This is a genomic window from Shewanella sp. A32, assembly GCF_029167175.1.
In the GTDB taxonomy this organism is placed as follows: domain Bacteria; phylum Pseudomonadota; class Gammaproteobacteria; order Enterobacterales; family Shewanellaceae; genus Shewanella; species Shewanella yunxiaonensis.
Window position 1 is genome coordinate 41,898 of sequence record NZ_JARFTS010000018.1, and the last position, 26,507, is coordinate 68,404.

The following is a 26,507-nucleotide window of genomic DNA, read 5'->3' on the forward strand; positions in this document are numbered from 1 at the left end:
ATACAAAGTAACCAGGGTTAAATTTTTGACATAAGACAATTTTGTGTCACATGGTGTCGCTTTTATGAGCGATAATCTGCGTCAGATCACATCTATATGCAGTGTCGATCCATCAGTTATTGATGAATATATAGTTGTTGGGCCGGACGTGGGATAGAGATCCCGGCATCGACCAACGCTTGCCATAGCTGCAAATTGACCTGGTATTTATCCTGGAAATAACTGGCAGTTGGGATCCAGTAGCGCACACCAATATCCAGACCTGTACTGTTAAACCCGTTAATCCCAACCTGTAATGGGCATTGTTTATCCACTTGCGGATGGCTTTCCAGTATGCCGTTAATCAATTCAATCACCTTAGTCGGATCGGTTTGGTAATCGATATTGAAATGCAGTTCCACCAACTTATTGGCAAAAGAGTTATGCAGTACTTCCCCAAGAATATGTTTATTGGGAATGCTGATAAGCTCCCCCTCTTCGTTGGTGAGGAAGGTCATACCGAGTTTGATATCTTTTACCTGACCGGTGATGTTGTTAATACTGATAGTATTTCCCACCACGAATGGTCTGGACACAATGATGGTAATGCCTGCGGCATAGTTGGATAACATGCCTTGCACAGCAAGACCGGCGCCCAGAGATGCCGCACCGATAGCTGCGACCATTGGCGTAACGCTGATCCCTAGTTTTCCCAGTGCAATAATCCCCACCATGATAATGACGAGTAATCGCACCAGATGGGTCACAAACGTGCTCAGGGTGACATCAATATTGTGCTTTTGCAGTTGCTTCTCCACCATAGTGGAGGCTTTTCCTGCGAGCCACAGCCCCAGCAAAAAGATAATCAGGGCACCGAGTATCTGGAAGCTGTATTTCACTAAATATTCGGTAATAACATCATAGACCTGTTGTATCTGAGCCAGCTCAGAACCCAAACCGGAGTCAGCCATCGTTTTCTCCTTAAATCAGCATGTCATGGCACGGAGTTGTTGTGGTATCGTTAGCGCATGGTGGTAATGTGTTCGATTGTCATGATGACTATCGCGACATTGCGCCAACTATACAACGAATTAAAAAGGACGATCATGAAAATTCCCGCAACATTGCTGATGATGTGCCTGATGCTGTTTACGCTGCAGTCGGCGCAGGCGTCTGAATACGCCGTTGGCGATACGCTGCAACCAGTAACATTACAAGACCAGTTCGATGCGCCTCAGTCTTTAAATGCCGGTGACAAACTGCTGGTTTTCACGCGCTCAATGGCCGGCGGCAAAATTGCTCGTGAAGCACTGTCAGGCGTGACCACAGAACAGATGCAACATATTGGTCTGTTATATATTGCCGATATTAGCGGTATGCCATCACTGATAGCGCGGTTAGTCGCCATCCCTAAAATGAAAGATTTTAGTTTTCCGGTGGCGTTAGACCGTGAGGGGCAACCGACCAAACTGTTCCCCGTCGCGGATGACACTGCAGCATTAATTAATCTGGAGCAATTGAAGATCACTCAAATTCGCTACTTCGACAGTGCGGAGGCGTTGAAACAGGCGTTGCAAAGCAGTGGGCTTGAATTACCCACTGCCGCTAAATGATCAACCAAGCTGTATGCTGAGCATGGCGATGGCGCGTAAATCAATGCTGTTATCAAACAGTTGACGTGGCTCATCGTCATAACCCGTGCCTAGCAGGTAAAACAGTGGTTGCAGATGGTCATCTGTCGGATGACACATCTGTGCCACTTGTGGTGATACTAGATTTTCATAATCCAATACCGCTGCATCATCATGGCTTTGCAGTTTGGTGGTTATCATATCGGTAAACTCTTGCGCCCATGGGTACGCTGGGCCGTCAAAGCGCATAACCCGTAGGTTATGTACCACATTGCCGGATGCCACAATCAGAATCCCCTGATCTCTTAATGGTCGTAACTTCCGCCCCACGGCGTACTGCTGCTGGGGTGTCAGCCTAGGATCGATACTAAGTTGTAATACCGGGATCTCCGCCTGTGGATACATATGCATTAATACCGACCAGACACCATGATCTAAGCCCCGCGTATCGTCCACAATAACATTGGCACCCATCATTTTGGCCAACTGATGAGCCAATTGTGGGTCACCTGGCGCAGGGTATTGTTGCGCATATAGTTGTGCTGGAAATCCACCAAAATCGTGTATGGTTTCAGGTTTTGCGGCACCGGTAATGGCTGTGCCATAGGTCAACCAATGTGCAGAAACGACGAGTATAGCTTTCGGCACCGGTAATTGTTGGCCCCACTGCTGCCACTGGCGCGTGTACGCCGTTTCTTCAATGGCATTCATCGGACTGCCATGACCAACAAAGATTGCTGGCATCCGCGAACTGACTGCACTTTGAGGTTCAGACATCGTGACTCCAATGCGTTTTTAAGCAAGATATCGCAGCGGTAACAACCACTTGCGTCCAATAGCTATGGTTATAAAGCCTACACTTTATTTTTATCGAAAATAATCGCAGAAAAATGACGTTTATATACTAATTAATAGAAAGAAAAAGTGCATCAAAACACCCCCCACAAGCCATGTATAACATATTGATTTTTAATCACTAAAATCATATTTAACAGGATGAAAACAAAATCGAATAAAAAATTGCGTCTGTGGCATAAAAATTCGTTGCATCCAAAGGAAAAATATCGTCTACTTCGCACGTTTTTCAACCTGTACCGGCAATGTTGCCGACAGCCTGATTAGGAGATCCGGGGCCAATGAGCCAGTTCCATGCTATTAACGTTGCTGATTACTATGACAGTGAAACCTTTAGCAAGATAAAAGCATTTGCGGACACCAAGCCGACGCCATTTGTGGTGATTGATACCAATATCATTGCCAAACAATACAACGACATGGTGGAAAGTTTCCCCTATGCCGATGTGTTTTATGCAGTTAAAGCTAATCCAGCGAAGGAGATCCTGTCGCTGCTGCGTGACAAGGGCGCAAATTTTGACATTGCCTCAATTTATGAACTGAACATGGTGATGGAGCTGGGTGTCACGCCGGATCGCATCAGTTATGGCAATACCATTAAGAAACGTCAGGATGTACGGGAATTTTACCAGCGCGGTGTACGCATGTTTGCCTCTGATTCAGAGCCAGATCTGCGAATGATCGCTGAAGAAGCCCCGGGTTCACGAGTATATGTGCGTATTTTGACCGAAGGCACAGAAACTGCTGACTGGCCATTGTCGCGCAAATTTGGCTGCCAGAATGAAATGGCGTACGAACTGCTGGTGCTGGCCCGTGACCTTGGATTAGAACCTTACGGTATCTCATTCCATGTAGGCTCTCAGCAGCGTGATATCGGTGCCTGGGATGCCGCGATTGGCAAAGTAAGTGTGCTGTTTCAGCGCCTCAAGGATGATCACGGCATCGAACTGAAAATGGTAAACATGGGCGGTGGCTTCCCTGCGAATTACATTGATAAAACCAATACTCTGGGAATGTATGCCGAGCAGATCACTTACTTCCTCAAAGAGGATTTTGGTGACAACTTCCCACGTATCATTCTGGAACCTGGACGGTCATTGATCTCTAATGCCGGGGTTTTGGTTTCAGAAGTGGTGTTGATCAGCCGTAAATCTCATACGGCGCTGGAACGCTGGGTGTTTACCGATGTGGGTAAGTTTTCCGGGTTGATTGAAACCATGGATGAAGCGATTAAATTCCCGATCTACACCGATGCCAAAGGCCCGTTGGAGCGCTGTGTGATTGCCGGCCCGACCTGTGACAGTGCTGATATCATGTATGAGCAATATGCGTATGGTTTGCCTGGCGATTTGGCTATTGGTGACCGTATGTACTGGCTGACTACTGGTGCTTACACCACCACTTATTCTGCAGTGTGCTTTAACGGATTCCCTCCATTACAGGCCTATTACCTGTAACTGGCAACTCTAGTAGCAAACAGAAGGGCGCCTAATTGGCGCCCTTCTGTTTGTTCAATGTTTGAATTCTGGCTGACATTTCAATATGTTGAATAACTGCTGTTTCAGCTCAAGTTTACGTTTTTTCATCGCTTTGACATCTTGAGAAAATTCGCTGGATGGGTAGCGTTCAATTTTCTTAATCTCTTTATCGAGTTGATCATGTTCTTCGCAGAGTTTTTGGAATTGAACATTAGAATTTTTGAGTTCTACTACCAACGCACCGTATTCCGTAAACATGGGCACACTCCTTAACACATTGACTTGTAATAAATACTTTTAGTAAATGTACTGATTTATCCTAGTTAACTTGTCTGAGCGACAAGTGTTAATAGTAGCGTCTATTCCCAAGTTTTTCAGTAAAGTGTCATCATCGTATTGATGATGCATTAGCCGCATCTCTGCAACTGGATTAACAAGTAAGCCCTCTGATACCCAAGGTAATGTGTTTTGTTATTGTCTCCGGTCAGAACGCGTGATGCGTTGCACCGATAGTATGCTTCGCGGTAACCTTGTCGGTTTCCCCGGAAGCGGATTCCGGGATCATTGGCATTACAAAAGACGATAAGAGGTTTATATGGCCGATGTGTTCCATTTAGGACTGACCAAAACCATGTTGCGTGGGGCAACATTAGCAATTGTTCCGGGAGATCCAGAACGGGTAAAGCGGATTGCCGCATTGCTGGATGACGCGGAGTTTCTTGCCAGCCATCGTGAATTTACCTCTTATCTGGCAAATCTTGATGGTAAGCCAATTGTCATCTGCTCTACCGGTATTGGCGGCCCATCAACCTCTATTGCGGTAGAAGAATTAGCGCAATTAGGCATCCGTACTTTCTTGCGAATCGGCACTACGGGTGCAATTCAGCCTCACGTTAAGGTTGGCGATATCATTGTGTCCCAAGCTTCAGTCCGGTTGGACGGTGCGAGTCTGCATTTTGCGCCGATGGAGTATCCAGCGGTGGCGGATTTTGCCTGTACTGCTGCGATGGTGGCCGCTTGTCGTGAGCAGGGGGTTGAGCCGCATGTGGGAATTACCGCCTCATCTGATACTTTTTATCCTGGACAGGAGCGCTATGACACGGTCTCTGGACGAGTGACCCCGCGCTTTGAAGGTTCGCTGAAGCATTGGCAGGCATTGGGCGTACTCAACTATGAGATGGAGTCCGCCACACTGTTTACTATGTGTGCCAGTCAGGGCTGGCGAGCGGCGTGTGTTGCCGGGGTGATTGTGAATCGTACACAGCAAGAGATCCCGGATGCTGCGGTGATGCAAGGAACTGAACAGAGAGCAATCTCGATTGTGGTCGAGGCCGCCCGTAAGTTGTTGGCGTAATGACATTCTTTGGGCTATTGTGCCCGCAATCCTGTCAGCAGGCGGTCCATTGCCCGGTAACCTAGTGCCTGGGCAATGTGACGCCGCTCGACGGTGCTAGATTGCTGTAAGTCCGCTATCGTTCTGGCCACCCGTTGTAACCGATGAAAACTGCGGACCGACAATCCTAACTTGGTAACGCTCTGTTCCAGAAATACTAAATCTGCTGATTTAAAGCCTGCTTGTTTGAGCGCCTTACTCCCTAACTGGCAGTTAAGAACTCCGGCACGGCTGAGTTGAACTTCCCGCGCTGTACGCACACGCGCAGCGATATTGGCACTGGTTTCGCCTTCTGCTTTGGGGGCCGTCAGCGTCCCCGCCGGCAATTTCGGCACCTCTATGGTCAGATCAAAGCGATCGATAAAGGGACCCGATAAACGTGATAAGTAACGACGAATTTGATCTGGTGTGGCGCGGCTGTCAGTGCCGGTATCGCCGCAAGGACTTGGATTCATCGCGGCAATCAGCTGAAACCGTGCAGCAAAAGTGAGTTTAGCTGCAGCACGAGAGATAACGACTTCGCCAGTTTCCATCGGTTCTCGTAAGCAATCCAACACTCGCCTTGGAAATTCAGCGACCTCATCCAAAAACAGCACGCCATGATGTGCCAGTGAAATCTCACCTGGCCGGGGTACACTGCCGCCGCCGACTAAAGAAATCGCCGAGCTGGTATGATGTGGTGCCCGAAATGGTCGCTGATAAAATTGCGTCGTATCCATTGTCATTCCTGCCACCGAGTGCAGTGCTGCCACTTCCAGTGCTTCTTCATAATTAAGGGGGGGTAACAAAGAAATAATGCGGCTTGCCAACATGGTTTTGCCGGTTCCCGGTGGTCCTAACATTAGTAGGTTATGGCCACCCGCGGCGGCAATTTCCAGCGCTTGTTTGGCCTGATACTGCCCAATGACATCGCTGAGACAGGAGTGCTCATGGTGGCATGAAACCGTATCCTGCCACAGCATCTCGCGGGTGATCCCCGGTAATTGCATTTGCCCATGCAGGTAAGCCGCAACGTGTTGCAGGTGTTGCGCTAACTGAATCTCGGCATAACCCACTAATTCAGCTTCACTGCGGTTGCCCTGCGGTATTACCAGTTTCATCGCTTTTCGGCGCGCGGCAACAATGACCGGCAGCATTCCGGGGCATTCACGGATCTCACCTGATAACGCCAACTCCCCGATAAATTCATGATCTTCCAATGCTTGTAGTGGTAGTTGCTCGGAAGCGGCAAGAATGCCAATCGCGATAGGTAAGTCATAGCGGCCACCTTGCTTGGGCAAATCAGCGGGCGCAAGATTAATCGTGATACGTCGCTGCGGGAATTCGAACCCGGCATTAATTAACGCACTACGCACTCGCTCTCGCGCTTCTTTAACAGACGCTTCGGGTAATCCCACCAGATTGAACGCGGGCAAACCGTTAGAGATATGGGCTTCTACCCATACTTGGGGCGCTTCGACACCTACCGCGGCGCGAGTGGCAACTTTGGCAATGGCCATGACAAATCCTTGTGTGGTTAAAACATCCTGTTAGTTAATGAGTTTAGCAGTAAATCAAGCGCTGAATTATTGTGATCCTCAGGTAACAAATTCGGATAAATTTTGTCACGGAAACAGTAAAAAAAATTCGTTATCAAAGCCTGAGGGTTAGTGCTAGATTGTGCGCGATTTAACGTGCCGGCGGTGTGCCCGGCACCGATAAAACTTTGCAAGGAGAGTTAAGATGAAAGCGTTGGCGCTGCTAGCGGCAATGTTGGTAACAGCCTCTGTAGTGGCAGATGAAGATCCATTACCACAAGCATCAGTGGCCGATATTAAAGAGTTAGTGCAAGTGTGCCACCAAATGGCGACTGAAGATGAAGTCACTAAAGCAGAGCTGCAGGATTACCTGTTGGACTGCGTCAATGATCAGCTCAATGAAATGGGCTATCAGCGAGTTGAATCCTTGCAAAAATTTCAATAATTTTATGTACCGCTGCGGCCGTTAGTTGCGGTGGCAGCGGTAAATTCCTATAAAAATTCTTTCCCCATTGTTGGTGTAATACCCGATTCATCAGCGGGTGTTAATCTCCTTTTTCACTGTGGGTGGCTGCCATAGTGTTTAAAAATCGGTTATAATATAGGCGGTTATCTTCCTGGAGTGTCCCCATTGTCGGCATCAGCACTGTGCATGACCGACGCTGCTGTAGCAGCAATCTAATGTTTTATCCCAATAGTTTGTCGCGCAATGCTTGGTATTGCGCTGATATGTCAGTGCCTTAGGTGCGTTATGAGTGTATTTGAAAATATGGTTGTGGTGTTGTGTCTGATCGCCATCAGTTGCTTTTTCTCGATGTCTGAAATTGCTTTGGCCGCCTCGCGGAAAATGCGGTTACGGCAGATGATTGAAGAGGGCGATGTCCGTGCTGAAAAAGTGCTGACATTGCAAACCACTCCAGGAAGTTTTTTTACGGTGGTGCAGATCGGCTTAAATGCGGTGGCGATCATGGGCGGTATTGTCGGTGAGTCAGCGTTTACTCCCTATTTTTCGTCAATATTGGCATCACTGTTACCTGAACCTTGGCTCAGTAAAGTGAGTTTTCTGTTGTCATTTGTGATGGTGACCAGTCTGTTTATTCTGCTGGCCGATTTAATGCCCAAACGGGTGGCGATGGCTGTTCCTGAAAAGGTTGCCGTCGTATTGGTCGGTCCAATGGTGGTCTGCATTAAATTATTACGACCCTTTGTGTGGTTCTTTAATGGCTTAGCTAATTTTGTATTCCGCGGTCTGCGTATTCCCACTGCGCGCAACGATGAAATCACATCTGATGATATTTACGCCATTATGGATGCTGGCGCTGAAGCCGGGGTGCTGGATAAAGACGAACAGCAGATGATCGAGAATGTGTTCGAAATGCAATCCGTCAGTGTTACATCGGCCATGACCGCCCGTGAAAGCTTGGTGTATTTCCGGCTGCAGGACAGTGAAGAAGAGATAAAGGCTAAAATTGGTAGCCATCCTTATAGTAAGTTTTTAGTGTGCGATGGTCAGCTGGATAACATCAAAGGCTATGTTGACGCAAAAGAGCTGTTGGTCAGGGTCATTAGCGGTCGCAAGATTGATTTGCTGGATCCCTCTCTGGTACGCACTTGTGTGATAGTGCCGGATACCTTGAGTCTGTCTGAAGCGATGGAGTATTTCCGCCAGCAACGTGCAGATTTTGCCGTAGTGATGAACGAATACGCCTTGGTCGTGGGGATGGTGACCTCTAACGATCTGCAAAGTGCGGTGATGGGAGCCTGGTCGCTGCATGAAAGTGAAGAACAGATTGTGGCTCGTGACGCTAACTCCTGGTTGGTGGATGGTGTCACCCCTATCACGGATATCATGCGCGCATTTGAGATTGAAGAGTTTCCGCAAAGTCAGAACTATGAAACTGTCGCCGGTTTCATGATGTATATGCTGCGAAAGATCCCGAAACGTACCGACTCGGTGAATTTTGCTGGCTATAAATTTGAGGTAGTGGATATCGATTCCTACAAAGTGGATCAGTTGTTAGTGACCCGCCTGACGCCCGTTGATCCGGAAATAGCACTCAAAGAAAAAATCGATCCACCCCACTAGTTAGATCACGGCCAGAAATGCGTTAATCAACGGATCATTGAGACGTTTCTGTTTGCAACAACAGCCCAGTTCAAAGGGTGAAATGGGCTGTGGTGACTGTAGTACCTGAATACGATCCATCATCGGACTATTGTTGACGACCACATTCGGAGTGATGCTGACTCCACATCCTAAGGCCACCATCGGCACGATGGCTTCATGTCCTCTTACTTGCGCATAGATATTAGCGTTGATATTCATGGCCTTAAACCAACGTTCCATGCGCAGTCTGCCGGGGCCATGATCGGGCACGATATAAGGTAACTTTTCCCACGGGATTGGCGACTGATTGACCAAGGTATGTACCTGACAGTGAACCGCCGGGGCAATGACTGACAGTGTTACTTTGCCGATCGGGGCAAAGTGCAACTTATCGGTGAAATCATCTTGCAACGCGGCAATGGCAATATCGGTTTGCTGACTCTGGACCTTTTTAATCGCATCTGCTGCGTCACCGGTGGTTAGGCTGATATCGACCAAGGGCTGCACCCGGCGAAACCGATCAAGCAGGGCGGGTAAGTGGCTATAGGCTGCAGTGACCGAGCAGTAGAGTTGCAACGTTCCTCGCAGCAGATGCTGTTCTGTGTCTAACTCTCGTTTCAGCGTCTGCCACTGTCCTAAGGTTTCTTCGGCAAATCGACGGAAAGCTTTGCCCGCATGCGTCAAAGCCACGCTGCGATTATCTCGTTCCAGCAGCTTATTGCCAACGTCCTGTTCCAACCGTTGTAGTGTGCGGCTGAGTGCTGACGGACTTATATGCATGTTGGCGGCGGTGCGGCCAAAATGCAGCGTGTCACACAGGTCGAGATAGACTTTTAAAATGCGAATATCCACCAATCTGGCTCCGATGTTTTTTTATGCAAAATATTGCAAAATCTGCAACGTAGTATGCCAAATATATCATTTCAAGCAATCATCATCCTGAGCTATAGTGAACACCATTACTGCTCCCTTGGGGGGAGTAGTGCCTCAGGATTTTATGAATACAGGTGACCAAGATGGCAAATTATTTCAATACACTGAGTCTGCGTGAGCAGTTAGCACAACTGGGCCAGTGTCGTTTTATGGATCGCAGTGAATTTGTTAACGGCTGTGAATATATTAAGGACTGGAACATTGTCATTCTCGGTTGCGGTGCCCAGGGTCTTAACCAAGGGTTGAACATGCGTGACTCAGGGTTGAAAATTTCTTATGCCCTGCGCCCAGAAGCGATTGCTGAAAAACGTGCATCATTCAAGCGCGCGAGTGAAAACGGCTTTAAAGTTGGCACTTTTGACGAGCTGATCCCAGAGGCTGACATGGTGCTGAACCTGACGCCAGACAAACAGCATAGCAAAGTCGTTAATGCCATTATGCCAATGATGAAGCAAGGTTCTGTATTGTCTTATTCTCACGGTTTCAACATCGTGGAAGAAGGCATGAAAGTTCGTCCAGATATCACAGTGGTAATGGTTGCACCTAAGTGCCCAGGCACAGAAGTTCGTGAAGAATATAAGCGTGGATTCGGTGTCCCCACCCTGATTGCCGTACACCCAGAAAATGATCCTAACGGTGACGGTTTAGAAATCGCGAAAGCCTATGCCAGTGCGACGGGTGGCGACCGTGCCGGGGTGTTGCAGTCTTCTTTCATCGCGGAAGTGAAATCTGACCTGATGGGCGAGCAGACCATCCTCTGCGGTATGCTGCAGACCGGTGCAATTCTGGGTTACGAAAAAATGCTGGATGACGGCATCGAGCCAGGATATGCCGCGAAACTGATCCAGAAAGGGTATGAGGTGATCACTGAAGCGCTGAAACACGGCGGTATCACTAACATGATGGACCGTCTGTCTAACCCTGCAAAGATCAAGGCTTATGAAATTTCGGAAGAGCTGAAAACCATGCTCACTCCGCTGTTCCAAAAACATATGGATGACATTATCAGCGGCGAGTTCTCTCGTGTGATGATGGAAGACTGGGCCAATGGTGATGCTAACCTGCTGAAGTGGCGTGAAGAAACTAATGCTACTGGTTTCGAACAGGCACCAGAATGCGATGAATTCATTGAAGAACAGACCTATTTCGACAAAGGTATTTTCCTGATTGCGATGATCAAAGCGGGGGTTGAACTGGCCTTCGATACCATGGTTTCTTCAGGCATCATCGATGAATCAGCTTACTACGAGTCATTGCACGAAACTCCGCTGATTGCTAACACCATCGCTCGTAAGCGTCTGTATGAAATGAACGTGGTGATTTCTGATACCGCCGAATATGGTTGCTATTTGTTCAACCATGCGGCACTGCCACTGTTACGTCGTTACGTTAACAGCCTGGATCCACAGTGGGTTGGTGGTGGTCTGAAAGGTGATGACAACGCAGTAGACAATATGCGTCTAATTGAAGTCAACGCTGCTATCCGCAATACCGATGTTGAGTATATCGGTGAAGAATTGCGTGGCTATATGACTGAAATGAAACGTATCAATTTGGAATCTTAATGTTCAAACCGAAGGGTTTCCGTTAGCGGAAACCCTTTTTGCATGAGAACAGGTGAATGGTCGCTGACCACAAAAAATCAATTACCGGAAATTAATTGTTGTGTTTCGCAAAGCCTTTGTGGTATTGCTTAATAACTGTTCGCCGAGAGTCAAAATGCTAAACGGCAAAGAACAACGGAATTTGATAGTAACAGGAAACTGTCACCAAAGATGATTAACTTCAGCGCCAAGCTCCTCCTCGTGATTATTACCGTAGTGATTATTATTGGATCACAGCGGGGGTGGCGCTCGGCACGAAGTTAGACCAACTGGTCGCAGTCGAACCCCCGCTCCGCAAGGACCGGGGGTTTTTTCGTTTTTATGGCGTGTTCAGGTAACAGCAGGTAACAATAGCGATGGAACAAGGGCAAACAATCAGTGGTAGTCAGGCAGTCATCAAGGTGTTAGCTGCCCATGGAGTCACCACAGTATTCGGCTATCCCGGCGGGGCAATCATGCCTATTTATGATGCCTTGTATGGCAGTCAGGTCGAGCACCTTCTCAGTCGCCATGAGCAGGGCGCCGGTTTTGCCGCTGTGGGCTATGCCCGTTCCAGTGGCAAAACCGGTGTCTGCTTTGCGACGTCAGGTCCGGGAGCTACCAACCTGTTTACGGCACTAGCAGATGCCATGATGGATTCCATCCCGCTGGTGGCCATTACCGGTCAGGTCGCCACTCCAGTCATCGGTACCGATGCATTTCAGGAAATGGACGTGTTAGGAATGAGCCTTTCCTGTACCAAACACAGTTTTATGGTGACTTCGTCTGAAGAGTTGGTCCCCACACTCTATCGTGCTTTTGAAATTGCTGCGTCTGGCCGTCCAGGCCCGGTACTGGTAGATATTCCCAAAGACATTCAGTTGGCTGCACTGGAGTACAAAACTCCGCTGCAAGCGGTGCCGGTTGAACAGTCATTAGATCTCGCTGCGATTGATGCGGCCAATACCCTGCTAGCCCAAGCAAAGCAGCCGATGTTGTATGTCGGTGGTGGTGTCGGTATGGCTGGCGCCGTCGAACAGCTTCGAGAGTTGATCCAACGAACTGGTATTCCATCGGTGGCTACCTTAAAAGGGCTTGGGGCAGTTCCTCATGACGCCTCTGGCTATCTGGGTATGTTAGGAATGCACGGCAACCAGGCTGCAAATCACGCTGTTCAGCAAGCCGACTTATTGCTGGTGGTGGGTGCCCGTTTTGATGACCGGGTCACCGGCAAGCTGGATACATTCGCAGCAAACGCCAAAGTGATCCATCTGGATATCGATGCAGCAGAACAAGGCAAATTACGGCAACCTGACGTCGCCATTGGTGATGATCTTTGTGACGTGTTGCCAGCGTTAACCTTGACTCAAGATATCTCATCCTGGCAACAGCAAGTTGCCGCATTGAAGTTACAGTATGCCTGGCGTTATGACCGGCCGGGCGAGCAGATTTATGCACCCGCATTGTTAAAGCAGTTAGCGGATAACTTGCCGGAAGACAGTGTCGTGAGTTGTGATGTTGGCCAGCATCAGATGTGGGTGGCACAACATATGTGGTTCCGTCGCCCGGAAGATCACTTATCCAGTGCCGGCTTTGGAACGATGGGGTTCGGCTTGCCGGCGGCGGTGGGCGCACAGGTAGCACGTCCGGGGGCGACCGTGGTAGCTGTTAGCGGAGATGGTTCTTTTATGATGAATGTGCAGGAACTGACCACAATCAAACGCCGCCGGCTGCCACTGAAAATTGTGTTACTGGATAACCAGAAACTCGGTATGGTGAAACAGTGGCAACAGCTATTTTTTGAAGAGCGTTACAGCGAGACCGACCTTTCCGATAACCCCGATTTTCTGACCCTCGCATCCGCCTTCAATATTCCTGGACGCAGTATTAGCAAAGCTACAGAAGTCAGCGCTGCACTTGAAGAGATGCTGACTACCAAAGGCCCATTCCTGTTACATGTGCAGATAGACGATAAGTTCAATGTTTGGCCATTGGTGCCACCGGGCGCCTCCAACAGTGACATGATTGAAGAAGTGGAGGTGCAGGAATGATCTATCATCTGATATTGACCTTGGAACAACGTCCGGAAGTATTGGAACGGGTATTACGAGTGACTCGTCATCGCGGCTTTCGGGTCTGTGAAATGCATATGTCGGAACAGGACGATAAACACTTGTTATTGGATATGACAGTAGCAAGCGAACGCGCCATCGAATTATTAAGCCGTCAGCTCGTGAAGCTGATGGATGTTACCGCGTGTGAAGTGCAAAGCAGCCAACCATTGGCCAGCACTATCAACGGTTAAAACAGCACATTAATTTTTACCAGAATTAAACAAAGGAATTGAGCAATGCCAAAACTAAGATCTGCCACCAGTACTGAAGGCCGTAATATGGCTGGTGCCCGCGCGTTGTGGCGCGCTACCGGCGTGAAAGAGGGCGATTTCGGCAAGCCGATCATCGCGATTGCGAACTCCTTTACCCAGTTTGTTCCCGGTCATGTTCATCTGAAAGATATGGGGGCATTGGTCGCCTCTGCGGTAGAAGCTGCTGGTGGTATTGCCAAAGAATTCAATACCATCGCCGTCGATGACGGTATTGCCATGGGGCATGGCGGCATGTTGTATTCATTGCCATCGCGTGAGCTGATTGCCGATAGCGTGGAATATATGGTGAATGCGCACTGCGCTGATGCGTTGGTGTGTATCTCTAACTGCGACAAAATCACTCCCGGGATGTTGATGGCGTCGCTGCGTTTGAATATTCCGGTGGTATTTGTTTCCGGTGGTCCGATGGAAGCCGGTAAAACCAAATTATCCGACAAAATCATCAAGCTGGATTTGGTCGATGCCATGGTCGCTGCGGCGGACAAACGGGTGTCTGATGCCGACAGTGAACAGATTGAACGTAGCGCCTGTCCGACTTGTGGCTCCTGCTCTGGGATGTTCACGGCTAACTCGATGAACTGTCTGACTGAAGCCTTAGGGTTATCGTTGCCGGGTAATGGTTCGTTGGTGGCAACGCATGCCGACCGTCGCGAGTTGTTCCTGGAAGCCGGTAGACGGGTAATGGCATTGGCCAAACGTTATTACTACGACAACGATGATAGCGTTTTGCCACGCAATATCGCCTCATTTAAAGCGTTTGAAAACGCGATGACGTTGGATATTGCCATGGGGGGCTCCTCCAATACCGTGCTGCATCTGCTGGCCGCAGCGCAGGAAGCGGGCGTTGATTTCACCATGGAAGATATCGATCGCTTGAGCCGCAAAGTACCGCATTTATGTAAAGTTGCACCATCGACTCCGCTGTATCACATGGAAGATGTACATCGTGCCGGTGGCGTGATGGGTATTCTCGGCGAACTGAACCGGGCGGGTCTGCTGCATACTGATGTGCATCATGTCGCCGCCGAAGATGGCACGCTGGCTTCTGTCTTGGCCGCTTACGACGTGATGACTGCCGATAGCGATAAGGTGAAGGAATTCTATCGCGCTGGCCCTGCGGGGATCCCCACTACCGTAGCTTTCAGCCAGGATTGTCGTTGGCCAGAGCTGGATACTAACCGTCAATCCGGTTGTATTCGAGATCGCGAGCATGCGTTTAGTCAGGAAGGCGGTCTGGCTGTGCTGTTTGGGAATGTTGCCGCCAATGGCTGTATCGTCAAAACTGCGGGTGTAGATGAATCCAATCTGCAGTTTAGTGGCAAAGCCCGTGTATTTGAAAGCCAGGAAGCGGCAGTTGATGGCATCCTCGGTGGTGCGGTTGTCGCCGGTGACGTGGTGGTGATCCGTTATGAAGGCCCGAAAGGTGGTCCAGGTATGCAGGAGATGCTGTATCCCACTAGTTATCTCAAATCCATGGGGCTGGGAACTAAATGCGCACTGATCACTGATGGCCGTTTCTCTGGTGGCACATCGGGTCTGTCCATTGGCCATGTCTCTCCAGAAGCTGCTGCCGGCGGCACTATCGCATTAATCGAAGATGGCGACATGATCGATATTGATATTCCTTCACGTGGTATTTCATTGCGGGTAAGTGATGCGGTGCTGACTGCTCGTCGCGCTGCGATGGAAGCTAAAGGTCCTTTGGCGTGGAAACCATTGGCGCGTGTGCGTCCAGTGTCTATGGCGCTCAAAGCTTATGCTCTGATGGCAACCAGTGCCGATAAAGGTGCAGTACGTAACCGCGCACTGCTGGAGGACTGAGATGTTAGCGCTTGCATCACAATCCCAGTTGTCTCTGGCGAACTATTATCTGCAACGGATCCTACTTTCCAGTGTTTACGATGTCGCCAAAGTGACGCCATTACCACTACTGAAAAAGCTTTCCGCCAGACTGGGTTGTCAGGTGTATCTGAAACGAGAAGACCTGCAACCGGTGCATTCATTTAAGCTGCGCGGTGCCTATAACCGTATTGCCGAGCTGACGGCTGAAGAAGCCAAGTGTGGTGTGGTTTGCGCTTCGGCGGGTAACCATGCGCAAGGCGTGGCACTGTCGGCAGCCAGTCGCGGTATTGATGCGGTGATCGTCATGCCGGGAACCACGCCTGACATTAAGGTCGATGCGGTACGCCGCCTTGGTGGCAACGTGGTGTTATACGGCCAGTCATTTGATCAGGCCAATGATTACGCGATGTCGCTGGCACGCAATCAGGGGCGGGTATTTATTCCGCCGTTTGATGATGAATCGGTTATTGCTGGTCAGGGCACGATTGCGCAGGAGATGTTGCAACAGCAGCGAGATCTGGAAGTGATCTTCGTGCCAGTCGGTGGTGGTGGTCTGATTGCTGGTATTGCCGCGTATTACAAAGCCGTGTTTCCGGAAGTTAAAATCATCGGCGTTGAGCCGGAAGATGCGGCGTGCCTGAAAGCTGCCATGGAAGCGGGCGAACCAGTCACCTTGCCGCAGGTGGGGTTATTTGCGGATGGCGTTGCCGTGCGGCGCATCGGCAATGAGCCTTTCCGCCTGGCTAAGGATTTCGTTGATGACGTAGTGACCGTGACGTCTGACGAGATCTGCGCCGCAGTGAAAGATATCTTTGAAGATACTCGTGCGATAGCTGAACCCGCTGGCGCATTATCGCTGGCGGGGCTGAAAAAATACATTGCTCAACACCCTGAAGAAGACAGTAAAGTCGCAGCAATACTCAGTGGTGCCAACGTCAATTTCCATAGTCTGCGTTATGTATCTGAACGTTGTGAGCTGGGCGAGCATAAAGAGGCGGTATTGGCGGTAACCATTCCAGAAAAGCCGGGGTCGTTCCTGCATTTCTGTGAGGTATTGGCCGGTCGCGCCATGACCGAATTTAACTACCGCTTCAGCGGTCGTGAACAGGCAGTCGTTTTTGCAGGTATTCGTGTTAATCGCGGACAGGAAGAGTTAGCAGAAATTACGTCGGCGTTGCAAGCAGTTGGGTTTGTGGTGCATGACTTATCTGCCGATGAAACCGCCAAATTGCATGTGCGTTATATGGTGGGCGGCATGCCACCACAACCGCTGCAGGAAAGGCTATTCAGCTTCGAGTTCCCGGAATATCCCGGGGCGTTATTACAGTTCCTGACTACGCTGAAAAGTAAGTGGAATATCAGCTTGTTCCATTACCGTAACCACGGGGCCGCGTTCGGACAGGTATTAGCGGGATTTGAAGTACCGCCAGAAGATAACGAGGCTTTCGCACATTTTCTGGACGAATTAGGCTTCGTTTGGCAGGAAGAAACCGATAGTCCCGCCTATCGTTTGTTTTTGGCAAGAGCGGCAAGGGATTAGCCGAAAGCAGGACGGAGAAGGCGCAAAATTTGTGGTAAGGTCTTGCCACTGGGTTACACCTCAATCAGTTGTAAGGAGACATCTATGTTAAGTGCACCTGTTGTCAGCGCCTTCAATCCGCCCCGTCGTATCTTGATGGGGCCCGGCCCCTCGGACGTGTATCCGGAAGTGCTGGCAGCGCAGTCGCGCCCGACGGTAGGACATCTGGACCCGCTATTCATTGCAATGATGGATGAGCTGAAATCGCTGATCCAGTATGCCTTCCAGACCCAAAATCAGATGACCATTGCCGTCTCTGCACCAGGAAGTGCCGGCATGGAAACCTGTTTTGTGAATCTGTTGGAACCGGGTGAGAAAGTCATCGTTTGTCGTAACGGGGTTTTTGGTGACCGGATGCGGCAGAATGTCGAACGCATTGGTGGTGTGGCGGTGATGGTTGATAGCCCTTGGGGCGAACCAGTAGACCCTGATGCGGTAAGCGCTGCACTGCACGCCAATCCTGATGCCAAATTTCTGGCATTCGTACACGCTGAAACTTCCACTGGCGCTTTGTCCGATGCCAAAACCCTGTGCGCGATAGCCAAAGAATACGGTTGTCTATCAATCGTCGATGCGGTGACGTCACTTGGTGGTGTTGAAGTAAAAGTCGACGAATGGGGCATTGATGCCATCTATTCTGGGAGTCAGAAGTGCCTTTCCTGCGTGCCTGGATTGTCGCCGGTATCATTCTCTGATGCGGCAGTCGAAAAGCTTAAAGCCCGCAAAACTCCGGTGCAGAGCTGGTTCCTCGATCAGTCGTTGGTGATGGGCTATTGGAGCGGTGGTAATAAGCGTAGCTACCATCATACTGCGCCAGTAAATGCTTTATATGCGCTGCATGAATCATTCCGCAAGCTGGCAAGCGAAGGGCTGGAGCATGCCTGGCAACGGCATCACGATATGCACCTGTTGCTTAAAGCCGGGCTGGAAAAGTTGAATATCAACTTTGTGGTGGCCGAAGCTTCACGTTTGCCACAGTTAAATGCGGTATATATTCCCCAAGGTGTAGATGATGCCGCTGTGCGTAAGCAACTGCTGGAAAACTACAACCTGGAAATTGGCGCCGGACTCGGCGCGTTGGCGGGTAAAGCCTGGCGCATTGGTCTGATGGGATATGGGGCTCGGCGCGAAAACGTGGCGTTATGCTTGCGTGCGTTGGAAGAAGTGTTGAGCTAATTCAGCGCGATACTCAAACATAAAGACAGCTTTTGCTGTCTTTATGTTTTCTGTAATACAGGCTTGGAAAGTCGCATTTTTCAGCTAAATACTTTCAATCCTGCTCACGCAGTTTGGCTTCAAGGGCATCGACTTGCGCCTGCAGCGCCTCGAGTTTTTCCCGAGTTTTCAGCAGTACATGTTGCTGCACGTCAAACTCTTCACGAGAAACCATATCCAACTTCAACAATTGTTGCTGCAGAATACGTTTGCTGCGCTCTTCAAATTCACCGGCAAACTGCTTAACTCCAGACGGCAAGTTGTCACTCAGTTGTCGTGCCAGATCTTCGATTTTTTGGGCGTTAATCATCTTGGCTTCCAATTAAAAATGCTGATAACTGAATTGTAACCCAGTCAGTGCTAATCCCCAAGGTGCAGCCATGCCTTGGTCGAGGTCAATTCTGCAGTTCCTGTGAGTTTGATCGTAAACCAAATAATAAGTCAGGTTTGTGACCGCTACAGTGCACCTATCTTCCACTGACAGACATGATCACAATAGATTGTGCCTGCTCTTTATCCATCGTAGTTGCAGTGGCTGATGAACTATTATGCCTTTAAAGAAACTGGCTTTTGATGCAAAAATTAGCGCAACGAATATGAAAACCCGCTACTGCTGACACCTGAAGGCACGCTTCTGTTATGATTTGACGCCGTTGCTATTGTCGATTGTTGGAAAAAAATGAAACTCAATCCCGCCCAGAATGACGCTGTTCGCTACATTTCCGGTCCGTGCTTGGTGCTGGCAGGTGCTGGTAGCGGTAAGACGCGTGTAATCGTCAATAAGATTGCTTATCTGGTGCAGGAGTGTGGTTATCAACCGCGGCATATCGCCGCGGTAACGTTTACCAACAAAGCGGCGCGCGAAATGAAGGAACGTATCGCCCATTCGATTGGCCGTAAGGAAACTCGTGGTTTGTGGATCTCCACTTTTCATACCCTGGGATTGGAAATTATCAAGCGTGAGCACAAAGCGCTGGGGTTGAAAGCGGGTTTTTCGCTGTTTGATGATCAGGATACGCTGGCGCTGCTGAAAGAACTGACAGTCAATGAACTGCAGGAAGATAAAGATTTGCTGCGATTACTGGCGTCGGCTATTTCCAACTGGAAGGGGGGGCTGGTGATCCCTGACCATGCACGTAAAGCTGCCAGAACTGAGCGAGACCAACTGTTTGCTCTGTTATACCAGCGCTACGCCCAGCACATGAAAGCCTATAATGCGCTGGATTTTGACGACCTTATCCTGCTGCCTTCATTGCTGCTGCGGCACAATGAAGAAGTTCGCCGTCGCTGGCAGAAGCGGATTCAATATCTGCTGGTGGATGAATACCAAGACACCAATACCAGCCAATATGAGTTGGTGAAACTATTAGTGGGCGAACGCGCACGTTTTACCGTAGTTGGTGATGACGACCAGTCAATTTATTCATGGCGCGGTGCCAAACCCCAGAATCTGGTGCTGCTGGGCAAGGACTTTCCCGAACTGAAACTGATCAAACTGGAACAGAACTATCGTTCCAGTCAGCGTATTTTGCATGCCGCCAACATCCTGATTGCCAATAACCCGCATGTGTACGACAAAGCGCTGTTCAGTGAATTACCTCATGGTGAGCCGTTGCGGGTACTGCTGGCTGCCAACGAAGAGCAAGAGGCCGAGCGGGTTGTCGCTGAGATCATTCGGCATAAATTTATGAACCGTACTAACTACGGCGAATATGCGGTGCTCTATCGCGGTAATCATCAGTCAAGACTGCTGGAACGGGCCCTGATGACCAACCGTATTCCTTATCGTCTCAGTGGTGGAACGTCGTTTTTTGCCCGCGCCGAGATTAAGGACATCATGGCCTACCTGCGGTTGGTGGTAAATCCCGATGATGATAATGCGCTGTTACGCATCATTAATCTGCCCAAACGAGGTATTGGCCCCGCTACGTTAGAGAAACTCGGCAACTTCGCCAACAGCAAACATATCTCGCTATTTGCCGCAATTTTTGAGGCGGAGTTGCAGCATCATCTGGGACACTCAGCGATTGAGAGCTTATTTCAGTTCGGTCGTTTTATTGTGGATACCGGGGAAATCGCTAAACGAGGCGAGGGTGTTGATGCGATTAAGCAGCTGATCCATAACATTCATTATGAGGATTATCTGTACGAAACCAGCCCCAGTGCCAAAGCGGCCGAGATGCGTATGAAAAATATCTCGGAATTATATCGTTGGGTCACTGAGATGCTCTCGGGGGACGATCTTGATGCACCTATGACGTTACCTGAGGTCGTCACGCGTCTGACATTGCGCGACATGATGGAGCGCAATAATGAAGATGAAGCGGGCGATCAGGTCCAACTGATGACGTTGCATGCTTCTAAGGGACTGGAATTCCCTTACGTGTTTATGGTGGGGATGGAAGAGGGATTATTGCCGCATCAGACCAGTATTGATGAAGACAATATTGAAGAGGAACGGCGTCTTGCCTATGTGGGGATCACCCGTGCGCAACGGGAATTGTGGTTTGTTATGTGCCGTGAACGGCGTCAGTTCGGTGAAACTATTCGCAGTGAACCCAGTCGTTTCCTAAAAGAGTTACCGGAAGATGATGTGCAGTGGGAAAACCGTAAACCACTGCAGAGTGAAGAACAGCGGATGCAAACTGGGAAAAGTAATATTGCGGGATTGCGGGCAATGCTGAACAAATGATCAGGCTAACGCGGCTTTTGCGTGCGAATCTTCAGTCAAATTTTCTACTGAAGATTGCATTGTCGTGATGCCCAACTTCTGTAAACACTGTTGTTGTTCCTCAGAATTTACACCATCGGCAATCAGCTGCAGCTGTAATGATTCCGCACTGCGGCGGATGGCAGTCAATAGTTGTCGATGTCGTTTGCTTTGAATGCCAGAGGTTAATTCTGATTCAAGCTTCAAGCAACTGATCGGCAAAAACGATAATGTCAGCATCGAACTGTAACCACTACCATAGTCAGCGATGCCGATGTCGACACCTAAATCTTTCAATGTTTCAAATCCATCCGCATGGTTATCGTGGTCTCGAGCTAACGCGATTTCATTGAAAAATAAGCACAGTTTATCGAGTGAAAAACGACAATTATCCAGACACAACACCAGATTTCTCAAGGCGTGTTTATAGGCTAAATGTTGACTGCTAAGGGTGAGATGAACTTTAACCTCTTCAGCTATCGGCAGTGAATCTAGTTCGTCATTCAGCAGTTCAATCACATAGCGATCGAGTTCAAGCAGCAGGTTGGCTTGTTCCGCCAGTTGCACCACCTGGCGGTAATTGAGTAAGCCGTGCTGAGGATGCTGCCAGTATGGCTTGGCATCAATGGCAATGGCTTTGCCACTGTTAGCGTCTCGCACCGGAATATAAAGTAGGCGCAACTGCTGGGTTTCAAATGCCTGGCGTAAGTCATTTTCAAGTGTCAGGTCATGCATGAGTTGTTGATGGGATTTCTCATCAAAGACAACGTAACATCCTTTACCACGAGTTTTGGCCATATACATGGCAGTGTCAGCATCGCGTAATAACGATTCACTGGATGTCTGCTGTGGATTATCACACAGTGATATACCAATACTGGCGCCGGAATTAAAGCGTTGACCTGCCAACTCGAATGGGCGCGACAGCTCGCAGAGTATTCTTTCGGCTACCTCTTTGGCGTCGTTGGTGTCGTACAGGTTATCCAGCAGGATCACAAATTCATCGCCACCCAGGCGCGCCAGCAGGTCATGATCGCGAATACACGTATTGAGGCGTTTGGCCGTTTCTATCAGAAAATGGTCACCTTCCATATGCCCCAGCGTGTCATTGATCATTTTGAAACGATCGAGGTCGATGAACAGTAAGGCAAACTTATAAAAGCGGTTTTGTGCAAACGTATCATTCAACCGTTCCATAAACATCTGACGGTTTGGCAGACCGGTAAGACTATCGTGCTTGGCATCATGGATCAGCTTTTGTTCGATGTGACGTCGCTGAGAGATCTCCTTTTGCAGCTCCACATTCGCTTGTGCCAGCTCCGTGGTGCGTGCTTGCACCATATCTTCTAATTCTTCATTGGAGCGTTTAAGCGTCTCTGTCGCGAGTTTGCGCTCAATTGCTGTTGCGATATGCTGTGACACGAAAGTCAGCAGTTCCAGATCTTTGAACTGATACTTCTGATCCATACTGAAACTGTACACGGCAAGCGCGCCTACTGCCTCACCTTGAATCAATAGTGGTACACCAATCCATTGCTGCATGGTTTGGGTGTGATTCAAATCCGGTGCTTTGCTGTATATCTCCCCTAGGTTGATGAGATGTCGAATATCCTTTTGTGACAGTAATGCGGGTTTGCGGTGCCGCAGCAGGTATTCAACTAGTCCATCTTTCATTGGTCGAGGAGTAGGCGCGGCTCGGCTCAATTGCGAAACATAAAATGGGAATGACAGCGTGGTGGCTGATTCGTCTAACAGGGCAATATAACAGTTATTGGCAGGTAGCAAATGACTGATAATGAGGTGCAGCTCCACATAAAAGTCATGCATATCGAGGTTGGATGTCGCCAGATCTGCTATTTCAAATAATGACCGTTGCAGTCGTTCAGCACGACGTCGTTCATAGACTTCCTGTTTCAGCTTGTCGTATGCCTGACTCAACTCCTGCGTACGCTGCTGAATTGCGGTTTCGAGTTGTTCATGGTGTCGTAAACGCTCGAGCACTCCGGCAATGTGATGGCAAATGAATACCATCAACTCAACTTCAGTATCACCGTAGGAAACTTCAGCTTTATAGCTTTGAACCACTAATGCGCCGATGGCTATCCCATTGTGCATAATCGGAACACCCAGCCATTGATGACAAGGAGAACCAAGATTGTCGATCTCGCCCTCAGCCTCCAGTCGGTCAGCAGTCGCTTCATCACATAACAATGGCCGTTGTGTGCGCAAAACGTAGCCGGTGAGTCCACGCTTCAACATATCAGACAGGTTTTTATCCGGATAAAGCTCGGTGGGATGAACATCTTTTTCATCCAAAAAAAATGGCAATTCCCACTGGTCCTGGTTTTTCAGCGCAATATAGAAGTTATCAGCAGGAATGAGTTTTTTGAGATGATGATGTATCCCTTGATAGAAATCTTCCATACTGCTCACCGCATTGGCGATGTTGGAGATTTCCAGTAGTGTATTTTGTGCTGATTCTACACGTTTAAACTTGACCGCCAGGCGTCTCAGCCTGGAAACACGTTTTTCAAGCAACGACACGTCAGAATTCATTAATTGTAGAGTGTCCTTCAACATGCTCTTTGCCAAATCAGGGAAATAGGTTAAATAAGAGTTGTAAAATAATTATGTAATTAAGTTAACTATTGCTTACAAATAGCACGATTTTAAATGTACTCCAAGTCAAATTTTTGGCAAACGTCAGAGGTGCTTTGGTTACCCGTCTGGTTTATAAAGCTAAAAGTTGAACACTCAGGAGAAAAAATACAAAACAAAGGTAGACTCATACTCTAATAACCCCTACTATATGCGGCGCTGACACGGTGGGCGCCCATAGCTCAGCTGGATAGAGCGCACCCCTCCGGAGGGTGAGGCCGAGGGTTCAAATCCTTCTGGGCGCACCAGCTTAATGAGCACATCGAGTCAGAGTAAGCAGTGGTGGCTGTAGCTCAGTTGGTAGAGTCCCGGATTGTGATTCCGGTTGTCGTGGGTTCGAGCCCCATCAGCCACCCCATTTCCTTTCTTGTATTGAGTCCCAAAGGATAATGCCAGCGTTCAGAAATCATCTGAACCGGTATCCCTGACGCTTCAAGGAAGAAAATAGGTAGCATTAACGTGTACAATTTCGGTGATTAGCGCAGTCCGGTAGCGCATCTGGTTTGGGACCAGAGGGTCAGAGGTTCGAATCCTCTATCACCGACCAATTTATTACTGCTTTTGCGATAGATGTGAAAGCAGCACAGTTTTACGGTGATTAGCGCAGTCCGGTAGCGCATCTGGTTTGGGACCAGAGGGTCAGAGGTTCGAATCCTCTATCACCGACCAATATCAAAAAGCCCCTGCAGTGCAGGGGCTTTTTCTTTTCATCGCAAAGGTTAATCAATATTGACCGGTGGTGCGATATAGCCTTGATAACCTTGGATCTTAAGGAGTTCGAAACGCTGTAACTGCGTATCTTGCTGGATACCAGTAGCGATAACGTCTATGTCCAGCCCTCTGGCAACGTTTACCAGTGCACGACAGAGCTCGGCATTATGTTGGTTATCATCAAATTGTGCGAACGCCTGATCCAGTTTCACATAACTTGGGCGCAATGTTTGTAGATAGGTCATTGAGCCAAATTGGCGGCCAAAGTGGTCGATACCGAACGTTGCACCATTATCACGGATCACGCTGCACAATGCTTCACTGGCTTTGCCATCGCTGTAAATACTGGCTTCTTGAATTTCAAATGCCAGACGACCATGGTGTGCAGTTTCACGCAGGTATTGGTTCAACCATTCGTGGAATTGTTGATCTCCAATGCTTTGATGTGTCAGGTTAACAGCGATAATTTGCGGGCTCTTATCCAACAGCTTTTCTTCGATGATCTTTTCTATCAAACAGCGGTCCAGCATACTTCCCAGCGATAGCAGCTCAATGTAAGGCATAAACTGCCCAGCGTGTATCAGCTTGTCGCCCAGTTGTAACTGACAAAACAGCTCGTGGTGGATGATACCGCTCTGGTCATAATGTTGTACCGGTTGCCAGCGAAACAGGAACTGCTTTTGATTAATCGCATATGACAGCTTTTCGCGCCACTGTTCACGGGTAAACAGTTGTTGCTCGCCGGATTCGAACCAATGGTAAATCTTGCCAGCCTGCACTGCTTTCTGTAGTGCATTGTCCGCTTGTGCCAGCAGATCTGACGTGGTGCAGTGCTCCATTCGTTCGGCAATACCGATGGCGTAATCTTCATTCGGCTTGCAGTCTGCCTTAATCATCTCCTGATTGATGGTGCGTATGAGTGTCTGCAAATATTTGCTCAGTTGTTCCCGTTCGGCGTTCGTGACCAAAAACGCGAATTCGTAGGCGGCAATACGGGCGATAACAGAATCAAATTCGGTAAATGACTCTTGTAGTTTTGAGGCCAGCAGTTTGATGGTGGCATCGCGTACCTGATAACCATATTTGCTGTGGACCTGTTCCAGCCAATCTAAGCGCACCAATATAATCGCACCGCTACCGGGTTCGCTGAGCCAACTGTTCAGGCGTGCCATCATGTATTGACGGTTAGGTAGATCCGACACCTGATCTACCAGGTTTTTCTTGCGGAGTGCCGTCACTTCTTCATCAAGTGAATTGAATATCTGTTTGAGTTGCGCTGACATACTGTTATATGCGGTGACAACATCCCGTAACTCTAGCGTCTTTGGCAACGGCATGTCAGGGCCAAACTCGCGCTTGGCAATACTTTTGGCATGCTCTGCAATCTCATGTAACGGCTTAAGTATCCATGTGAGGCCCAGTCTGGCTGAGAATATTGCGATCAGGAACAGGATGGAGAACACGATGATGGTATTACTCATAATGCGCCACAGTTCGTGATAACCAAATCCGGGATGTGCGGTGATTTTTAATTTCGCTAACTGGATCCAACCGCTGGTAATGGTGGTTTCTTTTTCGATAGTGGGAAACAGATCCAGATTAATGAACCATTGTGGAACATCATCAATACGAATGTCATTGTTCCAAGTTTGTTGTTTACCATCAACCAGCCAGGTCAATGTCACCTTACGGTAATAGCCACCTTCAAAGATCACATTCACCATAGTTTCTACGGTGGCCATATCGCCCGCTTCCAGGGCGGGCACTAACATCAAGCCAAGAGAGTGACTGACGTTATTCAGATCAGACTCCATTTGTGATGCCAGGAAGTTGCGAGTTTCATTGAACTGTACATATCCGAGGCTGGCCACTACTAACAGGAACAGCCCAAACAGTAAGGAATAAATCTGTCTAAACAAGGTCATTGCCG

Annotated in this window: 20 protein-coding genes and 4 tRNA genes; 16 read left to right on the forward strand and 8 right to left on the reverse strand. The window is 48.9% G+C overall.

Annotated elements, in window-relative coordinates; all coding sequences use genetic code 11:
• Positions 1-116 precede the first annotated feature (116 nt).
• Positions 117-950 carry a mechanosensitive ion channel family protein gene (locus tag PY479_RS12845; protein WP_212595189.1) on the reverse strand — a complete coding sequence of 278 codons (834 nt, stop codon included), beginning with the start codon at positions 948-950 and terminating at the stop codon, positions 117-119.
• Between the two features lie 135 nt (positions 951-1,085).
• On the opposite strand from PY479_RS12845, the gene PY479_RS12850 reads away from it, so the two are divergent.
• The gene (locus PY479_RS12850; RefSeq protein ID WP_275484017.1) at positions 1,086-1,592 is read left to right on the forward strand and encodes a hypothetical protein; all 507 of its coding nucleotides are present in this window, start codon (positions 1,086-1,088) and stop codon (positions 1,590-1,592) included.
• On the opposite strand, the gene ygiD is transcribed toward PY479_RS12850, so the two are convergent.
• Positions 1,593-2,387 (reverse strand): 4,5-DOPA dioxygenase extradiol, encoded by a 795-nt coding sequence (gene ygiD / locus PY479_RS12855; RefSeq protein WP_275484018.1) that lies wholly within the window; start codon positions 2,385-2,387, stop codon positions 1,593-1,595. It lies immediately after the preceding gene.
• Positions 2,388-2,746: 359 nt separating this feature from the next.
• Between ygiD and PY479_RS12860 the strand changes: the two genes are divergently transcribed.
• Positions 2,747-3,922, forward strand: coding sequence for a type III PLP-dependent enzyme (locus PY479_RS12860; protein ID WP_212595191.1), 1,176 nt, complete (start codon positions 2,747-2,749; stop codon positions 3,920-3,922).
• Positions 3,923-3,976: 54 nt separating this feature from the next.
• On the opposite strand, the gene PY479_RS12865 is transcribed toward PY479_RS12860, so the two are convergent.
• Complete coding sequence (locus PY479_RS12865; RefSeq protein WP_275484019.1) at positions 3,977-4,201, reverse strand: DUF465 domain-containing protein; 225 nt, start codon at positions 4,199-4,201, stop codon at positions 3,977-3,979.
• A 337-nt stretch (positions 4,202-4,538) separates the two neighbouring features.
• Between PY479_RS12865 and udp the strand changes: the two genes are divergently transcribed.
• Complete coding sequence (gene udp, locus PY479_RS12870; protein ID WP_275484020.1) at positions 4,539-5,297, forward strand: uridine phosphorylase; 759 nt, start codon at positions 4,539-4,541, stop codon at positions 5,295-5,297.
• 14 nt (positions 5,298-5,311) lie between these two features.
• Here udp and PY479_RS12875 read toward each other — a convergent pair whose 3' ends face one another.
• Positions 5,312-6,835: a YifB family Mg chelatase-like AAA ATPase gene (locus tag PY479_RS12875; RefSeq protein WP_275484021.1), complete on the reverse strand. Its 1,524-nt coding sequence runs from the start codon at positions 6,833-6,835 to the stop codon at positions 5,312-5,314.
• Positions 6,836-7,058: 223 nt separating this feature from the next.
• On the opposite strand from PY479_RS12875, the gene PY479_RS12880 reads away from it, so the two are divergent.
• Together PY479_RS12880 and PY479_RS12885 are read left to right on the forward strand one after the other, a co-directional pair.
• Positions 7,059-7,298, forward strand: coding sequence for a hypothetical protein (locus PY479_RS12880; RefSeq protein ID WP_212595195.1), 240 nt, complete (start codon positions 7,059-7,061; stop codon positions 7,296-7,298).
• Between the two features lie 306 nt (positions 7,299-7,604).
• Positions 7,605-8,939 carry a hemolysin family protein gene (locus tag PY479_RS12885; protein WP_275484022.1) on the forward strand — a complete coding sequence of 445 codons (1,335 nt, stop codon included), beginning with the start codon at positions 7,605-7,607 and terminating at the stop codon, positions 8,937-8,939.
• Here PY479_RS12885 and ilvY read toward each other — a convergent pair whose 3' ends face one another.
• Positions 8,940-9,812, reverse strand: a complete 873-nt coding sequence (ilvY, locus tag PY479_RS12890; RefSeq protein ID WP_212595197.1) for an HTH-type transcriptional activator IlvY — start codon at positions 9,810-9,812, stop codon at positions 8,940-8,942.
• A gap of 164 nt (positions 9,813-9,976) precedes the next feature.
• On the opposite strand from ilvY, the gene ilvC reads away from it, so the two are divergent.
• From ilvC to PY479_RS12920, 6 genes are all read left to right on the forward strand, one after another.
• Entirely contained in the window at positions 9,977-11,458 is a 1,482-nt protein-coding gene (ilvC, locus tag PY479_RS12895; RefSeq protein ID WP_275484023.1) for a ketol-acid reductoisomerase, read from the forward strand.
• A gap of 395 nt (positions 11,459-11,853) precedes the next feature.
• Complete coding sequence (gene ilvG, locus PY479_RS12900) at positions 11,854-13,527, forward strand: acetolactate synthase 2 catalytic subunit (RefSeq protein WP_275484024.1); 1,674 nt, start codon at positions 11,854-11,856, stop codon at positions 13,525-13,527.
• Positions 13,524-13,781, forward strand: a complete 258-nt coding sequence (gene ilvM, locus PY479_RS12905) for an acetolactate synthase 2 small subunit (RefSeq protein WP_212595200.1) — start codon at positions 13,524-13,526, stop codon at positions 13,779-13,781. The genes ilvG and ilvM overlap by 4 nt, the downstream gene beginning before the upstream one ends.
• A 45-nt stretch (positions 13,782-13,826) precedes the next feature.
• Positions 13,827-15,683, forward strand: a complete 1,857-nt coding sequence (ilvD, locus tag PY479_RS12910) for a dihydroxy-acid dehydratase (RefSeq protein WP_212595201.1) — start codon at positions 13,827-13,829, stop codon at positions 15,681-15,683.
• A gap of 1 nt (position 15,684) precedes the next feature.
• Positions 15,685-17,244: a threonine ammonia-lyase, biosynthetic gene (gene ilvA / locus PY479_RS12915; protein WP_275484025.1), complete on the forward strand. Its 1,560-nt coding sequence runs from the start codon at positions 15,685-15,687 to the stop codon at positions 17,242-17,244.
• 84 nt (positions 17,245-17,328) lie between these two features.
• Positions 17,329-18,459: an alanine--glyoxylate aminotransferase family protein gene (locus tag PY479_RS12920; protein WP_212595203.1), complete on the forward strand. Its 1,131-nt coding sequence runs from the start codon at positions 17,329-17,331 to the stop codon at positions 18,457-18,459.
• A 94-nt stretch (positions 18,460-18,553) separates the two neighbouring features.
• Here the strand turns inward: PY479_RS12920 and PY479_RS12925 are convergent, their stop codons facing one another.
• The gene (locus PY479_RS12925; protein ID WP_275484026.1) at positions 18,554-18,808 is read right to left on the reverse strand and encodes an accessory factor UbiK family protein; all 255 of its coding nucleotides are present in this window, start codon (positions 18,806-18,808) and stop codon (positions 18,554-18,556) included.
• A gap of 369 nt (positions 18,809-19,177) precedes the next feature.
• Between PY479_RS12925 and rep the strand changes: the two genes are divergently transcribed.
• Positions 19,178-21,190 carry a DNA helicase Rep gene (gene rep / locus PY479_RS12930; protein WP_212595205.1) on the forward strand — a complete coding sequence of 671 codons (2,013 nt, stop codon included), beginning with the start codon at positions 19,178-19,180 and terminating at the stop codon, positions 21,188-21,190.
• Here rep and PY479_RS12935 read toward each other — a convergent pair whose 3' ends face one another.
• A complete protein-coding gene (locus tag PY479_RS12935) occupies positions 21,191-23,764 on the reverse strand; it encodes a diguanylate cyclase (RefSeq protein WP_275484027.1) in 2,574 nt (857 codons plus the stop codon). It abuts the gene before it with no gap.
• A gap of 273 nt (positions 23,765-24,037) precedes the next feature.
• Between PY479_RS12935 and PY479_RS12940 the strand changes: the two genes are divergently transcribed.
• From PY479_RS12940 to PY479_RS12955, 4 genes are all read left to right on the forward strand, one after another.
• Positions 24,038-24,114 (forward strand) — tRNA-Arg (locus PY479_RS12940).
• Between the two features lie 34 nt (positions 24,115-24,148).
• A tRNA-His gene (locus PY479_RS12945) sits at positions 24,149-24,224 on the forward strand.
• A gap of 112 nt (positions 24,225-24,336) precedes the next feature.
• Positions 24,337-24,413, forward strand: a tRNA-Pro gene (locus PY479_RS12950).
• A 45-nt stretch (positions 24,414-24,458) separates the two neighbouring features.
• Positions 24,459-24,535 (forward strand) — tRNA-Pro (locus PY479_RS12955).
• A 50-nt stretch (positions 24,536-24,585) separates the two neighbouring features.
• Here PY479_RS12955 and PY479_RS12960 read toward each other — a convergent pair.
• The gene (locus PY479_RS12960) at positions 24,586-26,502 is read right to left on the reverse strand and encodes an EAL domain-containing protein (RefSeq protein ID WP_275484028.1); all 1,917 of its coding nucleotides are present in this window, start codon (positions 26,500-26,502) and stop codon (positions 24,586-24,588) included.
• Positions 26,503-26,507: the final 5 nt, after the last annotated feature.